Origin of the sequence: Companilactobacillus nodensis DSM 19682 = JCM 14932 = NBRC 107160 (assembly GCF_000615905.1) — a bacterium.
Lineage (GTDB): Bacteria > Bacillota > Bacilli > Lactobacillales > Lactobacillaceae > Companilactobacillus > Companilactobacillus nodensis.
On sequence record NZ_BAMN01000003.1, the window covers coordinates 13,278 to 29,409 of the forward strand.

Here is a 16,132-nt window from a genome sequence, read left to right on the forward strand (position 1 = left end):
TGAGGCCTTTATTTTTTCTCTCTTATGATATAAATCGGACGCTTCTTAACCTCTAAGAAGATCTTCCCGATGTATTCTCCCAGAATACCAATACTTAGTAATTGAATACCGCCGATCAAGAGGATGATCGAAACCATTGACGCCCAGCCGGTGACACTGCTTAGTGGGTATATCAATTTGCGAATTATAATTCCGATAATAGCTATGACTGAGACTCCTGAGAAGAAGATCCCCATCCAAGTTGCGAACATCAGTGGACGTTCAGTGAAGTCAATAATACCTGTGATGGCATACTTGAGTAACTTCCAGAAGTTCCATGAAGTAGTTCCGGCAACACGTTCACGGTTCTTGTATGGCAAGTACTTAGTTCTGAAGCCGACCCAGCTGAAGATTCCTTTGGAGAAACGGTTGTATTCAGTCATTGATAGAATTGAATCGACCATTTGGCGTGTCATTAAGCGATAATCACGAGCTCCAGGGATGATCTTAGTTTGTGACATTTTATTGATGACGCCATAGAAGCCATTGGAGAAGAAAGAAATAATTGGATTTTCACCTTCACGATCCATACGGGCAGTTCCGACACAGTCGTATTCGTCAGTTTCCAGCAGATCAAACATTTCTTCTAACATTTCTGGTGGGTCTTGTAAGTCGACATCCATAACAGCGGTATAATCGCCAGTTACAGCATTCAGACCAGCATAGAGAGCTGACTCTTTACCGAAGTTTCTTGAAAAAGTAATGTAGTGTACTTCATCAGGGTGAGCAGCTTGTAACTCTTTTAGGACGGGATAGGTTCTATCTTTTGATCCGTCGTCCACAAACCAGTATTCAAGTTTGAATTTGTTACTGTCATTTTTTACCTTAGTCATAGCGTCATAATATAAATTGATCGTTTCTTCTTCGTTATAACAGGGCACAATTACGGATATGGTTTTCATATTCTTATTCACTTTCCTAAGCTTGATTCAAAAAAAGGCACTCAAACAGATGAGTACCCATCATAATTACTATTATATTTCTAGTGATTCAGGTAATGCAAGGTTGCTACTGTTGGAAGTTCTGATAACACTGACACTGATATCACGGTTTGTTGCACTTTCAATGGCGTGAAGGTCTTTACTGAATTGAACTAAGATATTATTTACATCTTGATTCTTATCAAGTGATTTGATCACGTTTTCGATGTTATCAGAAACGTTTTGAAGGAGTGAGATCGTTTGGTCACTGTTCAATTTGTCTTCTTTGATAATTAATTGATAAAGTTGATCGTCAGTACTTCCTACAAAGATAGCATTTTGAGTATTGAGTATCAGGTGAGATGCTCTCGAGCCACCAAGTAATAAGTTCAGCCTTGCTGTTGAAGTCGTGTTCTAGTAGACCATTCTTGTCGAATAATTGATAACTAGTTGGTTTGTTATCTTCAAAGATAATTGTTAGAACGATCGAACCATCCGTGCGATAGAAGTTTTGTTCTGTAAGAACTTTTTCTTTGTTAAAATTTTGAACTGATGATAATTGACCAGCAGCGTTATAGATATTAGCTTTAACCACTTGTTCGTTCTTGTAGTAGTTGATACGGTCGATCTTCTTATCGTCATTAGTGTTGTCATATTCAACGGTCATCAACAAGGTATTGCTTTGATCGTAAATAACGGTGTCATGTGATTTGACGTCAGTTCTAGTTACCCATCCGTCGTTTTCAGGAATCGTAACGGTCTTATCTGTTGGGTTAGGACTAGCTTGAAGTTGGTCGAATAGACTGACAACGTTAGGAATGTGTACTTTAGCAACTTTAGCGTTATGGTCGACCAGTTCGTTCAAGTGATTGTTATAAAAACTTGAAACCAATGTAACTGGTTTTTGAAGTTTGGCCTCTAAGAATTGAATCATATCGAAGACATCACGTTGCTGTGATTCTGTTTCGAATGCATCAGCTGTTACGTAGTAGTCCTTATCTTTGTCCAAGTATACGTCACGTACTAAATAAGCTGAATGGAAGACGTCCTTGATGTATTTTTCAAGGTAGTCAATGTTGCCATTAACTTCTTCCAATTCAGATTCGATTTTTTCACGTTCGTCAGCGAGACTTTGAAGATGTCTCTCAAGACCAGCCTTTGTTTCAATACGGTAGTTGCGGTCGTTTTTGATCTTGTCTTCGATTTGGTTAGCTTTTGACTTCAACATATCAATATTGGAACTGGTATCATTAATATTCTTATTAGCTTCATCTAATTCTGTTTGAAGTGAATCGATCGTAGCCTTGATGTCATCGATCGTAGCTTGGATATCTTCACGTTCTTTATACAACTTGTCGATTGACTTCTTTTGTTCTTCCATGAGGACCATCATTTTTTGAAGGTCTTTTTCTTCCTTGATGGAAGAGGACATGTTAGCTTCAGCTTGTTCGTTCTTAGTCAATTCGTCTTTGGCGTTGCTTAGTTTTGATTGGTTGTCGGAAATTTTGTCGGATAATTCTTGTTGTTGTGATTTGAAGTTATCTAATAATGCAACTTGTTCTTTTTGATCAGCGTGAACACCAGCTAGGCGTTCTGTTTCAGCATCGTCATTTTGTGCCTTAACGTCAGCAAGTTTCTCGTTTGATTCTTTTTGGTCACGTTTTAGGGTGCCCAAATAATTATCAAGTGTTTCTTTCTTAGTTTCATGTGCATCTTTTTCTGAGAAAAGATTCGTCTTTAGATCGTTACGTAATTGAGCGTAATGGTGTGAAAGTTGGTCCATTTGCTCTTCGATATTGACGCGTTTGTCATGAGTAGTTACAGGAAGTTGTTCTTTTTCTTCGTGTTTTTCTTCGACAACTTCATTTTTTTGGTCGGTATTTTGACTATTTTTGTCAACCGCCGACTTTTCTTGAGACGCATGAGAGGAAGCGTTATCAGTACTTTGAGCGCTCTTCTCTGGATCTGCATCTATTTTGCGTAACATATCTAAAAATTTCACGAATGAATTCCCCCAACAATTGACTTATAATAGTTACTAAAGAGTAGCATTTTTTTAAAGTGGTGTAAAGCTGTTGCGAAGCCTATCAAGCTACCGCTTGAGCTAAATGTTAACATCAAAAATAAGGGAGATTTATATATGAAGATAATGGCCATAAATGCGGGAAGTTCAACTTTGAAGTGGAAGTTGTTCGAAATGCCTGAAAAGAAGACAATCGCTTCAGGTATGATCGATCGTTTGGGTTCACCCAAATCGGTCTTCAAGCTTAAATATAACGGTGAAAAATTTGAACGTGAGGAAGCTATTGAATCGAATGAGATCGCCGTATTATCAGTTCTAGATGCTTTAAAAGATAGAGATATCATTCAAAGGTTCGAAGACATCGTAGCATTTGGTCATCGTGTCGTTGCTGGTGGGGAAGAATTTAAGAAGTCTGAAATCGTGACAGAAGAAAACTTAGATAAGATTCTTCAATTGTCGGAATACGCACCTTTGCATAACAAAATCGAAGCTTATTACATCGACGTTTTCAAAAAGTTAGTCCCCAAAGCTATTCAGGTAGCTGTGTTTGATTCATCATTTTTTGCCGACATACCGGAAGTTAACTACTTGTATAGTGTTGACTTAGATAACTACAAGGAATTCAAAGCACGTCGTTATGGTGCCCACGGAACTAGTCATCGTTACATTGCTCAACGACTTAATGAATTGGTTGATGGTGGAATCGAAGATAAAAATGTTATCGTTATGCATTTGGGTAGTGGTGCCTCAATCAGTGCTATTAAACATGGTAAGGCATTCGATATCTCGATGGGATTCACTCCACTATCAGGTATTACAATGAGTACTAGAAGCGGTGACATCGATGTTTCTATCTTGCCATATTTGATGAAAAAACTTGGACTAACTGATATCGACGATATGATCGAAATTTTGAATCACAAGTCAGGATTACTAGGTATCTCTGGTGTCTCAGCTGATATGCGTGATATTGAAGCTGTACAAGATACTAACGATCGTGCCAAGCTAGCTTTGGATATTTTCCGCAATCGTATTGTGAAGTATATCGGTTCATACATTGCTGAAATGGGTGGTGTGGACGTCTTAGCATTCACCGCTGGTGTTGGTGAAAATTCTCCAGAGGTTCGTGAAGATATCTTGGATTCATTCAATTATTTGGGTGTAAAAATAGACACTGAGAACAACAAGTTGCGTGGAAAAGAAGTCCGCATTACAACAGACGATTCCAAGATTGCTGCTTATACAGTGCCTACTGATGAAGAACTAATGATTGCTCAAGATACTTATGGATTCGCAGAATTACTTAATAAATAATTAGAAGTTGAGTAGTACTCCAATGAAGAAGGTAACGACTTCAGTTAGAGTGATCAAAAGTAAATTTTTAATAATAAATGGAAAAGTCTTCTTTTTGATAGGATCATTACAGAAGGCTTTTGTGTTCTTATAAACTATTGGTAAAATCAAGAAAGTCAGAAACATCATCTTGGGCAATAGGCCGATAAGAATCGAGCAAGTTAGGGCCAAATAGCCTAGAACATATAGTGATTTTAGAATAAAAATCGAATTGCTTTTGCCTAGGTAATAGACAAGGGTCTTGCGACCCAGCGTCTTGTCTTCAGCTTCGTCAGCGATATTGTTGGCGAGTAGAAGGTTGGATATTGCGAAGACGGTTAGCAATGATGATAGTAGAATATCACCGTAAAACTTGAAATCTAAAATTGCAGCCGGTGCGTCGAAGACGTTGATGTAGATGGCAATCAGATAGATAATAAAGCCCATTGTGAAACCAGAGAAAAATTCTCCGAGTGGTCCACGATTAATGGGGTGTGGTCCGCCGGCGTATAAGAATCCAACGGCAAAAGAGAATAGTCCCATAAATAATAATGGTAACCCGGTTCGATAAACGATGAAAATTCCGATCAAAGCAGCGATAGCTGTGAAGGTAAAATCGATCCAACCGATCAGATGAATATTTAGATGATGAACGCCGATAACGTTGGTGTTTCTACGAAAACTCTCAGCTCCAGTAGCGTTTTTGTAGTCCCAATAGTTGTCGTTAATATCGACTGCCATGTTAAATAAGAACATGGCGATGAAGAACAAAATTAAATCAAGAGCATTAATCGACTGCCAGTGATAGTATGAGTACAATGTTCCCATTAAGAAGGGAAAAACACTGGCAGTTTTTGCTTTTATTTCAACTAATTCAAAAAATACAGACGGTTTCACAAAATCATTCCTTTGGATTTGATAAACTATATTATAGAATTAGTTTTAGTTACACTACAAGTAATATAGGGTGAGAGGGATTTCATGGCGCATTCAATTTGGAAAGACTATCCGAGTATCGATAGTAAGTTAGATCAGACAACTGCTTTTATTCATAGCAGTGTAAAAATTAGAAATACCGAGATCAGTCAGATGATAATTGATTTGACCTCAGGCGGTAAGATGCTTCGACCAGCATTCTTTCTATTATTTAGTGCGTTCGGACCGGACAAGAAGCAGAACGAAGAGCTAATACCACTAGCTGCTTCCTTGGAATTGCTACACGTTGCGACATTGATTCATGATGATGTTATCGATGATTCACCGCTACGACGTGGCAAACCAACGATTCATACGCATTATGGCAAGCGTAACGCTATCTATGCTGGAGATTATTTATTTACATTGTATTTTGAGATGATCTCAAGGTTTTCCCCGGCTCAAAAGGATATTTTAATTAATTCACTCAGCATGAAAAAAATCTTAATTGGGGAATTGGATCAAATGCTGATCAACTATAACGTGGATGCTACAGCTAAAATGTACATTAGGGAAGTCAGTGGCAAGACGGCTGAATTATTCAGCCTTAGTACCGAGATGGGTGCGATCATAAGTGAAGCGGATGAAAAAATCATTCGTTTGAGTAAGAATATTGGTCATGATATCGGTATGTCATTTCAAATCATCGATGATATTTTGGATTTTGGTGATAGCCAAACGACAGGGAAACCAAACTTTGAAGATCTCAAGAATGGTGTCTATACATTGCCATATATCTTAGGATTGCAGGATAAAAACGAAAAGCTAGTTTCGATTTTGTCGGGGACCAACTTGAGCGATGAAATGATCCAAGAAGCTGCAGATATTGTGTCGAACGAAGGATATCTGGATAAGGCAAAAGATATTGCCAGAACCTATAATCAGCATGCTTTACGTCGAATAAACTTGTTACCAAATGGCAAAAATAAATTAGTTTTGAAAAAAGTAGTCAAGAAGTTGTTAGACAGAATCAAATAACGGCGTTACAAAAATAGCCAACTATCGTTATAACGATAGTTGGCTATTTTACTTTTTCACACGACTTTTTAGTCTGTCATAGTTCTTTTTATAGTTAGTTTTCTTATTGTATCTGATCACTAGATAAGTGGCGACGAAAAACAAGATGCCTAGTGAAAAAATATCTAGAGATGAGTTATCAGAGTATAACATTCTGAACCAGATGACTCCGGCAGCGGCAATAATAAAGACAATGATGTAGTTGATCCACTTAAACATTTTGATCACCCCAATACTTATTTTTGGTGATAGTACAACCTAATCACTTGGTATGCAAAATATAAGAATCAGTTGATGATAAAAAATAACGCCTATCTAGGCGTTATAAGATTAGAGACCTTGGTCCATTTTGTATAGTTCATTAAAATGCTTATTTGTCTGATATAACTCATGTGGTGAACCTTGCATTTCGATCTCTTCAGAATTCATGAAGATAACGTGATCGACGTGATCGATTCCTTGCAAGTGGTGAGTTACCCAGATAATTGTTTTGTCATGTAGAACGCTGAAGAAGGTCGTTAGTAGGTCATTCTCTGTGATAGGGTCCAGTCCGACGGTTGGTTCGTCTAATAGCACGACAGGAGCATCCTGCAGCAAGATACGAGCTAGGGCTAGACGTTCCTGTTCACCACCAGAGAAGTTGGAACCATTTTCGCCAACGAGTGTCTCGTACTTGTCAGGTAAGGATTCAACTAAGTTCTTTAACCCAACTTTTTCCAGAGCGGATTTTACTTCGGAATCACTCTTATTTTCGTTACCAAGACGGACATTATTCATGATGCTGGTGTTGAATAAGAATGGCTTCTGGTTCAAGACTGAGAAAATCTGTTCACGGTGTTCTTGGATCTCTTGCACATTGTGACCATTAACTTTGATGGTACCTTTTTGAGGAGTTAAGTCTCCTAGAATCAATTGAAGAATCGTTGTTTTACCAATACCACTAGGTCCTAGTAATGCGACTTTTTGTCCTTTTTTGATTTCTTGTGAAAAATTCTTGATCAGAATGGGTGAGTCAGCGTCGTATTCGAAGTCGATGTTATTGATCTCAATATCTGAGAAGTCAGCAGGATCGAGTTCGACTTGTTTGGGAAGATTATTCTCGACGGGTTTCAAGGTATTCAAACGCAAGATCGAGTCACGATATTCAGGCCATTCTTCGTATCCTTGACTGACAGGAATAAATGTCTCAGATAGTGGGAATAGGCAGAGGACTACGGCGGAAACAAAGTTAGCTTGTTCTTGACCATCTGTCATTGTCAGGTTAGTGAAGATTATGAAGCAAATAGCGATTCCGGCAAAAATCAATTGTAAGAATAAGTCACGATTTCTACGGAATGACTTAGATTTGTTTTTTGAAGTATTTAGTTCAGAAATATTTTTCGCGGATAGGTTCTTGAAGTCATCCTTACGACCTGAGATGATCCAGTCGTCGGCACCTAAGATGTTGTCAGTAAGGTTTGTATATAAATCCGCTTTGATTTGCTTTTGACGCTCACGTCTGGCGCTTTCGATAGCAACGGATGCGAGGGGAACGATTAAGACTTCGATTGCCAGCAATAGGAATACGAAGAAGCCGAAGGCAGGGTTGTAGATTCCTAATACTAATGAGCCAATGATCGTTAGTAAGTAAGAAATAACTGTTGGGAAGACAGTTCTGAGATACAAATTCTGTAAGTGACTGATGTCTTCTGATAAGAGTCCCATGATATCACCAGTCTTGTGGTGCTCATTTAAGAAGGCTGCGTCACTTTCCAAAGTTGTATAGAGACGGGTTCTCAAGTTAGAAGTTACTCGTAGGACCCAATTGTGACTTTTGAGTCGTTCAATATATTTGAAAGTTGGACGTCCGATACCAAAGGCACGAGTCAGTAAAATAGGCACGTAGATCAGTAAAATATTGACAGGGTGTGTTGCGGCCTTGTCGATCGTATAACCAGATGTAAACATCAAGGCTGAAGCACAAATTGAAGTAACTAGTCCTAATAGTAAGACAGTGATCAAGAGACCTTTGTATTGTTTAATATATGGTTTGACCCACGTATCGTGTTTGAACGTTTTAAAGAAGTTCATTTTGATCACCTCGCATATTAGAAATTAATTGTTTGTATGCACCGTTATGGTTAGATAGCTCGTCAGGTGTACCTTGTTCAGCAATTTGGCCATTATTCATAACGATGACGTAATCCATTTCTTTGATCCAGTGCAATCTGTGGGTTGCGAAGATCACGAGATGATCCTTGAATAACTCTTTCATTGGTTTCTTCAACGCATATTCAGTTTCAATGTCCAAGTGAGCGGTTGGCTCGTCGAATATCAAGATATGACGGTCATTAGCCAAAAAGGCACGTGCCAGCATAATACGTTGCTGTTGACCACCAGAGATACCACGTCCGCCTTCTCCAATTATCGTTTGATAACCGAGTGATAGACTGTCAATGAAGTCTGTTAGACCGGCCTTTTTGGCGGCCGTTTCAATTTGCTCTTCAGTTGATTCTGGAGCGTAAAAGGCAATGTTCTCAGCGATTGTTCCAGCGAACAAGTATGGTGATTGTGGTAAGAAGGTCAATTCGTCTTGCCAAGCACGCTGTTTGAAGTGCTTGAGAGATTTACCATTAACCGTTATAACGCCTTTATCAGGTGTTAAGAAGCCACCTAAAGCACGAATCAGAGTTGTTTTACCAGAACCAGACTTACCGATCACACCAATATTTGTGTAACCAGAGAGTTTGAGTTGGTCTATATCCAAACTGGAATCGGCGTTGCTCTGGTCACGCGTGTAGTTGAAGACTAAGTCTTTGATATTGACTTCTGAGTTTTTGTCCCAAGTGAAATTGTCCAAAGTGTCTTCTTCGTCAGTATCCTTGAATTCCAGAATCTTAAAGATGGCACTCAAGGCATTTTTACCATTGAGTGTAGCGTGATAGTCACTTGAAAAATCACGCAGTGGTAAGAAGTATTCTGGAGCCAGTATTAAGGTAACCAGTGCTGGGAATAACGGGAAACTGTTGTTGATCAGTCCTAGACCTAAGAAGACGGCTAGAATGGCAATACCAAGCGTTGTCAGCCAATCTAAGGCAAAGGTCGATAAGATAGCAATGCGTAGAGTATTCATCGTACGGCGACGGTATTCGTCACTGACAGTATAAATATTTTTGGCGTAACGTTTACTCAATCCCAACATCTTGAGTGTTGGCAGACCACGGAGGGCATCCAAGAAGTGATTGGATAGGATCGTGTATTGGTGATATTGAGCATCGGCCTTAGCTTGAGCTGCCAGGCCTAAGATGATCATGAATAAGATGACCAATGGCACGATAACAGTCAAAGTAATTCCTGAAGCTAAGTTTTGCATGTAAATATAGACCAGCAGAACTGGTGGAATGATCGACATGTTCATTAATTTGGTAAAAATAAGTTTGAAATAGTTCTCAATTAAATCAATTCCGTCTAATGCAGAGGTTACTAAGCTACCAGTACCTTCTGCGGAAATCATTGCAGGTCCCGATGTATATACCTTATCAAGCAAACGGGAACGAACTTCTTCTGAAGTGTTTTCTGCATAATTCTCGACGATCTTGTTGTTTATCCAGTTAAAACAATGACGCAAAATAAAGGCTACTGCGAAGAATGTCATTGGCTGGATAATAGTTTGCAGTGATTTTTGTTCCCACGAATTTACTAGTGCTTCTGCTAAAAACTTACCTTGGAATAATATAGCAAATGCTTGCAAGAGGGTTAGTCCTGCAAGCATTATGAATAGTTTCTTTGTTCCTGGTAAGCTGAATAACCGCTTATCAATCATTTTTAATATTTCACCGTGTTTTCTTTTGGATTTATTCTCTTCGTAAAGAGTGTGTATGACCAAATAAAGTAGATAGCTACAATTGGTACCAATATACCAGCAACGATCGTCATGATCGTCAATGTGTATTGTGAGTTTGCGGCATCTTTGATCAAGATACTGTGTGCAGGGTTTGTAGCAATCATAACACGTGGGAATAATCCGTTAAAGAGTAGGACGATAACCATGCTGAGTGACAAGCCACTACCAGCAAAGCTCCAGCCTTCTCTGTCCTTTAGTACTCCGTAGTAGCCAAGGAGTGAGAAGAGGACGATGAGTAATGTAATTACTAGTGATGAACCAAATCTCTTAGTAAAGAAGTCTGTTTGGAAGAATACCAATACGGCAAAGACCACTTCACCGGCAAATAAGATTGGGTAGAGAATTTGGTTAAGTTTTCTAGCACGTTCACGCAGCGGACCTTCAACTCTTAATCTGATGAAGTTCAATCCATGAACTAGTGATAGAAGTGTACCAGCAACTCCTCCGACAACTGATAGCAAGTTAACGACGTCGAAGAACTTAGGGAAGGCATCACCATTAGCGTTCATAGGGATACCTTGAACCATACTGAGAAGCATTAAGCAAAGTAAGAATGGTGCAAGGAAACTTCCTAAGAAGAAAGTCCACATCCAGATATTCTTACCAGTTTTTGTTTCAGCGTGCTTAACGAATTCGAATGATACACCACGAAGAATCAAGCCGACTAGAACTAGTAGTAAAACGATGTAATAACCTGAGAACAATGAAGCGTACATAAGTGGCAAGGATGCAAACATCGCACCACCAGCTGTAACGAGCCATGTTTCGTTTCCATCCCAGTGAGGTCCGATCGATGTCATAAGAGCTAGACGTTCGTCGAAGTCCTTGGCTAAGAAACGAGTCGACATACCTACACCGAAGTCAAAGCCTTCAAGAAATAGGAATATCGCGAATAACAATCCGATCAATATAAACCATAAATTAGCGAGTGTCATTTTACAAAGGCCTCCTTTGCAAATGGATCAACGTTTTGTTTTGAGTCCTCCATTTCATAATAAGGTCCGTGGTGAAGTGTTTGTCTGCTATACCAGATCATAACGCCACCAAGTAATGTAAAGAGCAAGAAGTAGACTATATTACTGAACAATAACGTACCAACGGTTGATGTTGGTGAAACGGCATCAGCAATAGTGAATAGTCCATAAACGATCCAAGGGAAACGACCGAATTCAGTAATGAACCAACCAGCTGAATTACCAATAAATGGAACCCAAAGAGTAAGTCCAACGATGACCATGAACCATTTCTTGTTTTCGATAGTATCCTTCTTCTTACGTGACCAGATAACGCCGAAGAATGCGACTAACATGATCAATAGATCGATACCAGTCATAACTCTGAAACTCCAGAATAGAGTCTTAGGTGGAACGTAGTAATTCATATCCTTACCGAACTGTTTGTCGTATTTAGCATGGAGTTCTTTGTTGATAGTATCCATACCTTTTACGGCACCAGATGTTTTGTGATATGTAAGAATACTTAAGACAGTTGGAATTTCAACTTCGTGTGAAGTTGTCTTATCTTTGGCGTTGATCAATTCAACGACTGTCCATGGAGCAGGATCCTTGGTATCTTTGTAAATACCTTCAGTAGCGGCGAATTTCATAGGTTGATCCTTGAGCATTTGTTGTGTCTGAAAATCACCTGCACCGGCTGATAAAATAGCGAAAATTAAACTTGTCCAGAGACCAAAACGTAGCGAAGTCTTGAAGAAATGATTCTCATCTTTCTTCTTACGCATAAGTCCCCAGGCACTCATACCTGCAATAACAGTACCTGCAGTTAGAATTGCGGCTAAAATAACGTGTGGAAATACTCTCCACAATTGTGGGTTACTGATCACAGCACCGAAGTCAGTCAATTGAATACGACCAGTAGTGTTGTTGATCTTGAAGCCTGTAGGATGTTGCATGAAACTGTTAGCAGCTAAGATCCAAATGGCTGATAACATAGTACCAATAGCTGTCATCCAAATCATAAATGCGTGAACACCTGGCTTGAATCGATCCCAAGTGAACATCCAGATCCCGATGAAAACAGATTCGATGAAGAATGCCAGTAAAGCTTCAATGGCTAGTGGAGCACCGAATACATCACCCATGAATCGTGAGTATTCAGACCAGTTCATACCAAACTGGAATTCTTGAATAATACCAGTAACAATACCAACGGCAAAACTCAAAAGAAAAATCTTTCCCCAGAACTTTGCCATATCTAGATATACCTTGTCTTTTTTAACCGCGTAAATAGTCTCCATAACAGCAACCAAAACGCCCATTCCTATAGAGAAGGGAACAAAGAAGAAATGGAACACAGTTGTCATAGCAAACTGAAAACGAGCTAAAGAGACAATGCTTAAACCAATATCTAACATGGTGATAGCCTCCTTAAGAACAATATTTATATTCCCTTATTTATACACATTTATCATATGATTACTTAGTGAAATAATCAACAATAAGCCCTTACATTTTTAATAAAAAAAATCCCAAGTCAAGAAAATTGACTTGGGATTTAAATACTCAATTTTTATCTACGACTACGACTTTGTGATGGATCGTAGTTTGAGAATCCATAGGAACCGTTCGAGCCATTATTGTTACTTGGATACTGATTTTGTTGCGGATTCTGTGGCTGATTACCAAATTGATTATTATTCATTTGATTGTTTGGAGCCGGAGTTCCAAACTGGTTATTTTGATTATTATTATTGAATTGATTTCCACCAAATTGTCCGTTGTTGTTTGGAGCTGGATAATTTGTCTGTTGACGTTGTTGTGGGAATTGTTGACTGAGACTTTGGTGATTATTCATATTGTTATGAGGGTTAAACTGTCCAGATGGTAGTTGTCTTTGATTCTGCATTTGATTTTGACCATATGGGTTTTGTGGTTGATTCATACCATTCATTTGATTATTAAATTGGTTGTTGTTTTGACGGTTAAATTGATTGTTAGGTTGAGCCTGTCTAGCACCATATTGATTGTATTGATTATTTTGAGGTGCGGGCTGGAAGTTATTAGGTTGTTGAGGATAGCCTTGTTGATTGTTGAACTGGTTATTAGCGGGCTGTTGATATGGATTAGGTTGATTGAATTGTTGTTGCCCCTGTTGTCCATATTGTGGCTGTCCTTGCATTTGGTTCATGGGTTGTTGTTGGAACTGACCTTGTTGACCAAACTGTTGTTGCGGGTAGCCATTTTGTTGGTCGAAGCCATTGTTTGCATATTCATCGTTATAACCATTGTCTGGTTCTTCTTCTTCTGCAGGTGCAGGATTCATGATTAAGTCGACAATACTGATGATCAAGACGATGGCACCAATGATAATACCGACCCAAGACCAAATAACTAAGAACTTCGTATCTGGTAGGTTGGAATTGAAAAGACCCATTAATCCACCCAAAATCAAAATTACGAAACTTACAGCATCAGGAACGATGCTATAAGTACGATTTGTCAAAATATAAATAGCCGCTGCAATAATGTAGGTGATGGCTAACAAAATCCCTGCCGCTCCACCAATTGCACCAGTACCGACCAAAGCGGCAATGAAGTTTTCAAAGCCAGATTTGATCATCAAAATAATTGATAGAATTAATAATAATGTTCCGGCAGAAATTTTTGTGATTCTTACCATGAGTTAACCCTCCGATTCTTTTAGTGCTTAACTCTTATTTTACATCATCCTTGACGAAATGGTTAATAGGTCCGTACTTATGACCAACATCAATTTCATTCTTGATAGCATGATATGTAAATGTCTTAGCAGTTCTGATCGCATCTTCTAAAGTTGCTCCTTTGGCAACTTCAGCAACGATACATGATGAAAGAGTATCACCAGTACCGTTGATGTGGTCTGTCTTAACGTAAGGTTCTGAGATCCAGAATGAATTGCCATCTTCGAGGAGAATGTAATCTTCAACGTAGTCGATCGAATCATCAGCGTGTTCACCCTTGATCATGATATTCTTTGGACCAAGGTCACGAAGCTTGTGAGCAGCTTCAACGATGTCTTCTTGAGTCTTTAGTTCGATACCTGAAAGTTTTTGTGCTTCGTAGAAATTTGGTGTAATGAGATCGGCTAAGGGGAATAGTTCGTCGATCAAAGTTTGATAAGCGTCAGCTTCTAGTAACATTGCGCCGTGCTTAGTAATAATAACTGGGTCTAATACGAATGTGCCAAATGGTTTATCTTTGATTGCTTCGGCAACTGTATGAATGATTTCGGAATCAGAAAGCATACCTGTTTTGAAAGCTGAAACTTCAAAGTCGTCTTTGATATCTTTGACCTGACTGTTGATGAAGCTTGAAGGCATGTTGATACTATCGTGGATGCCGTATGAATTACCGGCAACTGCAGCAGTTAAAACGGACATACCATAAACACCGCGTGCCATAAAAGTTTTAAGATCAGCTTGTGCTCCGGCGCTACCATCAGAGTCGGAACCAGCAATAGTTAATACTTGAACAAATTCGTTCATAATTTCACCCACCTAGTTTTTTTATAATTTTAACCTTTATCTTAACAGTTAACTAAAAAAAGTGACATTGATTTGAAAATTTTCTTGAGGTTTACGCAACGTCATACTTTATACTTCGAATTGTTGGAGGAGAAATCATGGAATATACGATTAAGCAATTAGCTGATATAGCAGGCGTTAGCACCCGTACATTGCGCTATTATGATCAAATTGATTTGTTAAAACCTAATTATAATAGTAGAAATAATTACAGAATTTATACTGAAAATCGGGTCAATCAGCTGCAAAGGATACTCTTTTACAAGGCCTTGGAGTTTCCTTTGGCAAAGATCCAATCGCTGATGCAAGATGACATTTATTCGGAATTATCAGCTTTGAAAGAGCAACAAGAATTGTTGCAGTTAAAAAAGCAGGATATTGATTCTCTTCTAACGATGATCGATAAAACTATCAGAGATAAACAAGGAGAATTAACTATGAGTGATACAGAAAAATTTGCAGCGTTTAAGAATGCTAAATTAAAACAAAATGAAGATGAATTTGGTACGGAGATCCGTGAAAAGTACGGAGAAGAAACAATTGAAAAATCCAATAAAAAATTCATGAATTTGTCTGAAGAAGATATTAATAAGATGCAGGAGATCGAAAATGATATGTTCAATAACCTAACTTTAGTCAAAGCAGATGATTTGGATTCTGTTGCTGCCGAAACTGTTTATGAAGATCATAAAAAATGGCTCAGTTACAGTTGGCCAAATTATAAAACTGAGGCACATCGAGGATTGGTCGATATGTATTTGGCAGACGATAGATTTGCTAAATACTACAACGATAGAGCTGGGAAGCAAGTTGTACAACTATTACATGATGTGGTATACCATTACACAAAATAGTGTAGGGGATGAACGTCGTGACAGACAAGACGAGTTGGCGTGTTGATGATGAGATTGAGTTAAGAATCGTTAGACCAGATGATGATGAGGCGTTATTCAAACAAGTGGATGCTACTAGAGATCAGTTAGTAGAATATATGCCTTGGGCAGAAGATACTAAGACAGCCGCAAATGAACGTCGATTCTTGAAGTATTGTCAAAAGAGAATTGCTGCCAAAGCATTGTGGCCAGTGACAATTCTGGTCAATGGTGAAGTTGCAGGGATGTTTGACTTCCACGACTTTGATCATCCTAATCGTCACTGCTCGATTGGATATTGGTTGGGTAAAGAATTTCAGCATAACGGTGTTATGACTAGGACAGTTGAAGCAGCTGTGAAGATCGGCTTCAATGAATTGAAGATGCACAAGATAAATATCCTGGCTGAAGTGGAGAATGCTTCCAGTAATGCAGTTGCCGTCAGATGTGGCTTTCATTTGGATGGTACATTACAGGATCATATTTATTCAGATGGAAAGTTTCATAACGCTAATATCTATTCTTTGGTTAATGAGGCAGAAAAATAGT

At 38.7% G+C, this 16,132-nt stretch carries 15 protein-coding genes; 4 read left to right on the forward strand and 11 right to left on the reverse strand.

The genetic code is table 11. The features are described from left to right. Positions 1 to 8: 8 nt before the first annotated feature. The 3 genes from JCM14932_RS02620 to JCM14932_RS02630 form a co-directional block, all read right to left on the reverse strand. On the reverse strand, positions 9 to 941 hold the full coding sequence (locus JCM14932_RS02620) for a glycosyltransferase family 2 protein (protein ID WP_025023495.1): 933 nt from the start codon (positions 939 to 941) through the stop codon (positions 9 to 11). Positions 942 to 1,013: 72 nt separating this feature from the next. Next, a complete protein-coding gene (locus JCM14932_RS02625) occupies positions 1,014 to 1,235 on the reverse strand; it encodes a hypothetical protein (protein WP_025023496.1) in 222 nt (73 codons plus the stop codon). A gap of 37 nt (positions 1,236 to 1,272) precedes the next feature. After that, positions 1,273 to 2,961 carry a coiled-coil domain-containing protein gene (locus JCM14932_RS02630; RefSeq protein ID WP_025023497.1) on the reverse strand — a complete coding sequence of 563 codons (1,689 nt, stop codon included), beginning with the start codon at positions 2,959 to 2,961 and terminating at the stop codon, positions 1,273 to 1,275. Between the two features lie 138 nt (positions 2,962 to 3,099). Between JCM14932_RS02630 and JCM14932_RS02635 the strand changes: the two genes are divergently transcribed. After that, positions 3,100 to 4,296 carry an acetate/propionate family kinase gene (locus JCM14932_RS02635; protein ID WP_025023498.1) on the forward strand — a complete coding sequence of 399 codons (1,197 nt, stop codon included), beginning with the start codon at positions 3,100 to 3,102 and terminating at the stop codon, positions 4,294 to 4,296. On the opposite strand, the gene JCM14932_RS02640 is transcribed toward JCM14932_RS02635, so the two are convergent. Continuing rightward, positions 4,297 to 5,211, reverse strand: a complete 915-nt coding sequence (locus JCM14932_RS02640; protein WP_025023499.1) for a 1,4-dihydroxy-2-naphthoate polyprenyltransferase — start codon at positions 5,209 to 5,211, stop codon at positions 4,297 to 4,299. 84 nt (positions 5,212 to 5,295) lie between these two features. Here JCM14932_RS02640 and JCM14932_RS02645 point away from each other — a divergent pair, with 84 nt between their 5' ends. Beyond that, entirely contained in the window at positions 5,296 to 6,267 is a 972-nt protein-coding gene (locus JCM14932_RS02645) for a polyprenyl synthetase family protein (RefSeq protein ID WP_025023500.1), read from the forward strand. A gap of 48 nt (positions 6,268 to 6,315) precedes the next feature. Here JCM14932_RS02645 and JCM14932_RS02650 read toward each other — a convergent pair whose 3' ends face one another. The 7 genes from JCM14932_RS02650 to thiD all read right to left on the reverse strand — a co-directional run bounded on the left by JCM14932_RS02650 (position 6,316) and on the right by thiD (position 14,675). Continuing rightward, a complete protein-coding gene (locus tag JCM14932_RS02650) occupies positions 6,316 to 6,525 on the reverse strand; it encodes a hypothetical protein (protein ID WP_025023501.1) in 210 nt (69 codons plus the stop codon). 111 nt (positions 6,526 to 6,636) lie between these two features. Beyond that, a complete protein-coding gene (gene cydC, locus JCM14932_RS02655; RefSeq protein WP_025023502.1) occupies positions 6,637 to 8,376 on the reverse strand; it encodes a thiol reductant ABC exporter subunit CydC in 1,740 nt (579 codons plus the stop codon). Beyond that, the gene (gene cydD, locus JCM14932_RS02660; RefSeq protein ID WP_025023503.1) at positions 8,363 to 10,108 is read right to left on the reverse strand and encodes a thiol reductant ABC exporter subunit CydD; all 1,746 of its coding nucleotides are present in this window, start codon (positions 10,106 to 10,108) and stop codon (positions 8,363 to 8,365) included. Before cydD ends, cydC begins: the two co-directional genes overlap by 14 nt. 2 nt (positions 10,109 to 10,110) lie before the next feature. After that, positions 10,111 to 11,124 (reverse strand): cytochrome d ubiquinol oxidase subunit II, encoded by a 1,014-nt coding sequence (gene cydB, locus JCM14932_RS02665; protein ID WP_025023504.1) that lies wholly within the window; start codon positions 11,122 to 11,124, stop codon positions 10,111 to 10,113. Then, entirely contained in the window at positions 11,121 to 12,563 is a 1,443-nt protein-coding gene (locus JCM14932_RS02670) for a cytochrome ubiquinol oxidase subunit I (RefSeq protein ID WP_025023505.1), read from the reverse strand. Before JCM14932_RS02670 ends, cydB begins: the two co-directional genes overlap by 4 nt. Before the next feature lie 155 nt (positions 12,564 to 12,718). After that, positions 12,719 to 13,828 (reverse strand): hypothetical protein, encoded by a 1,110-nt coding sequence (locus JCM14932_RS02675; RefSeq protein ID WP_025023506.1) that lies wholly within the window; start codon positions 13,826 to 13,828, stop codon positions 12,719 to 12,721. A gap of 34 nt (positions 13,829 to 13,862) precedes the next feature. Continuing rightward, positions 13,863 to 14,675, reverse strand: coding sequence for a bifunctional hydroxymethylpyrimidine kinase/phosphomethylpyrimidine kinase (gene thiD / locus JCM14932_RS02680; protein ID WP_025023507.1), 813 nt, complete (start codon positions 14,673 to 14,675; stop codon positions 13,863 to 13,865). A gap of 134 nt (positions 14,676 to 14,809) precedes the next feature. Here thiD and JCM14932_RS02685 point away from each other — a divergent pair, with 134 nt between their 5' ends. Both JCM14932_RS02685 and JCM14932_RS02690 read left to right on the forward strand, forming a co-directional pair. Further along, positions 14,810 to 15,565, forward strand: a complete 756-nt coding sequence (locus JCM14932_RS02685; RefSeq protein WP_025023508.1) for a MerR family transcriptional regulator — start codon at positions 14,810 to 14,812, stop codon at positions 15,563 to 15,565. 17 nt (positions 15,566 to 15,582) lie between these two features. Further along, positions 15,583 to 16,131, forward strand: coding sequence for a GNAT family N-acetyltransferase (locus JCM14932_RS02690; protein WP_025023509.1), 549 nt, complete (start codon positions 15,583 to 15,585; stop codon positions 16,129 to 16,131). Position 16,132 lies beyond the last annotated feature (1 nt).

Coding starts and splice junctions, on each gene's coding strand:
- JCM14932_RS02675 (WP_025023506.1), bottom strand. CDS start 13,828: ATGGTAAGAATCACAAAAATTTCTGCCGGAACATTATTATTAATTCTA.
- JCM14932_RS02645 (WP_025023500.1), top strand. CDS start 5,296: ATGGCGCATTCAATTTGGAAAGACTATCCGAGTATCGATAGTAAGTTA.
- JCM14932_RS02650 (WP_025023501.1), bottom strand. CDS start 6,525: ATGTTTAAGTGGATCAACTACATCATTGTCTTTATTATTGCCGCTGCC.
- JCM14932_RS02620 (WP_025023495.1), bottom strand. CDS start 941: ATGAAAACCATATCCGTAATTGTGCCCTGTTATAACGAAGAAGAAACG.
- JCM14932_RS02635 (WP_025023498.1), top strand. CDS start 3,100: ATGAAGATAATGGCCATAAATGCGGGAAGTTCAACTTTGAAGTGGAAG.
- JCM14932_RS02685 (WP_025023508.1), top strand. CDS start 14,810: ATGGAATATACGATTAAGCAATTAGCTGATATAGCAGGCGTTAGCACC.
- cydB (WP_025023504.1), bottom strand. CDS start 11,124: ATGACACTCGCTAATTTATGGTTTATATTGATCGGATTGTTATTCGCG.
- cydD (WP_025023503.1), bottom strand. CDS start 10,108: ATGATTGATAAGCGGTTATTCAGCTTACCAGGAACAAAGAAACTATTC.
- cydC (WP_025023502.1), bottom strand. CDS start 8,376: ATGAACTTCTTTAAAACGTTCAAACACGATACGTGGGTCAAACCATAT.
- JCM14932_RS02670 (WP_025023505.1), bottom strand. CDS start 12,563: ATGTTAGATATTGGTTTAAGCATTGTCTCTTTAGCTCGTTTTCAGTTT.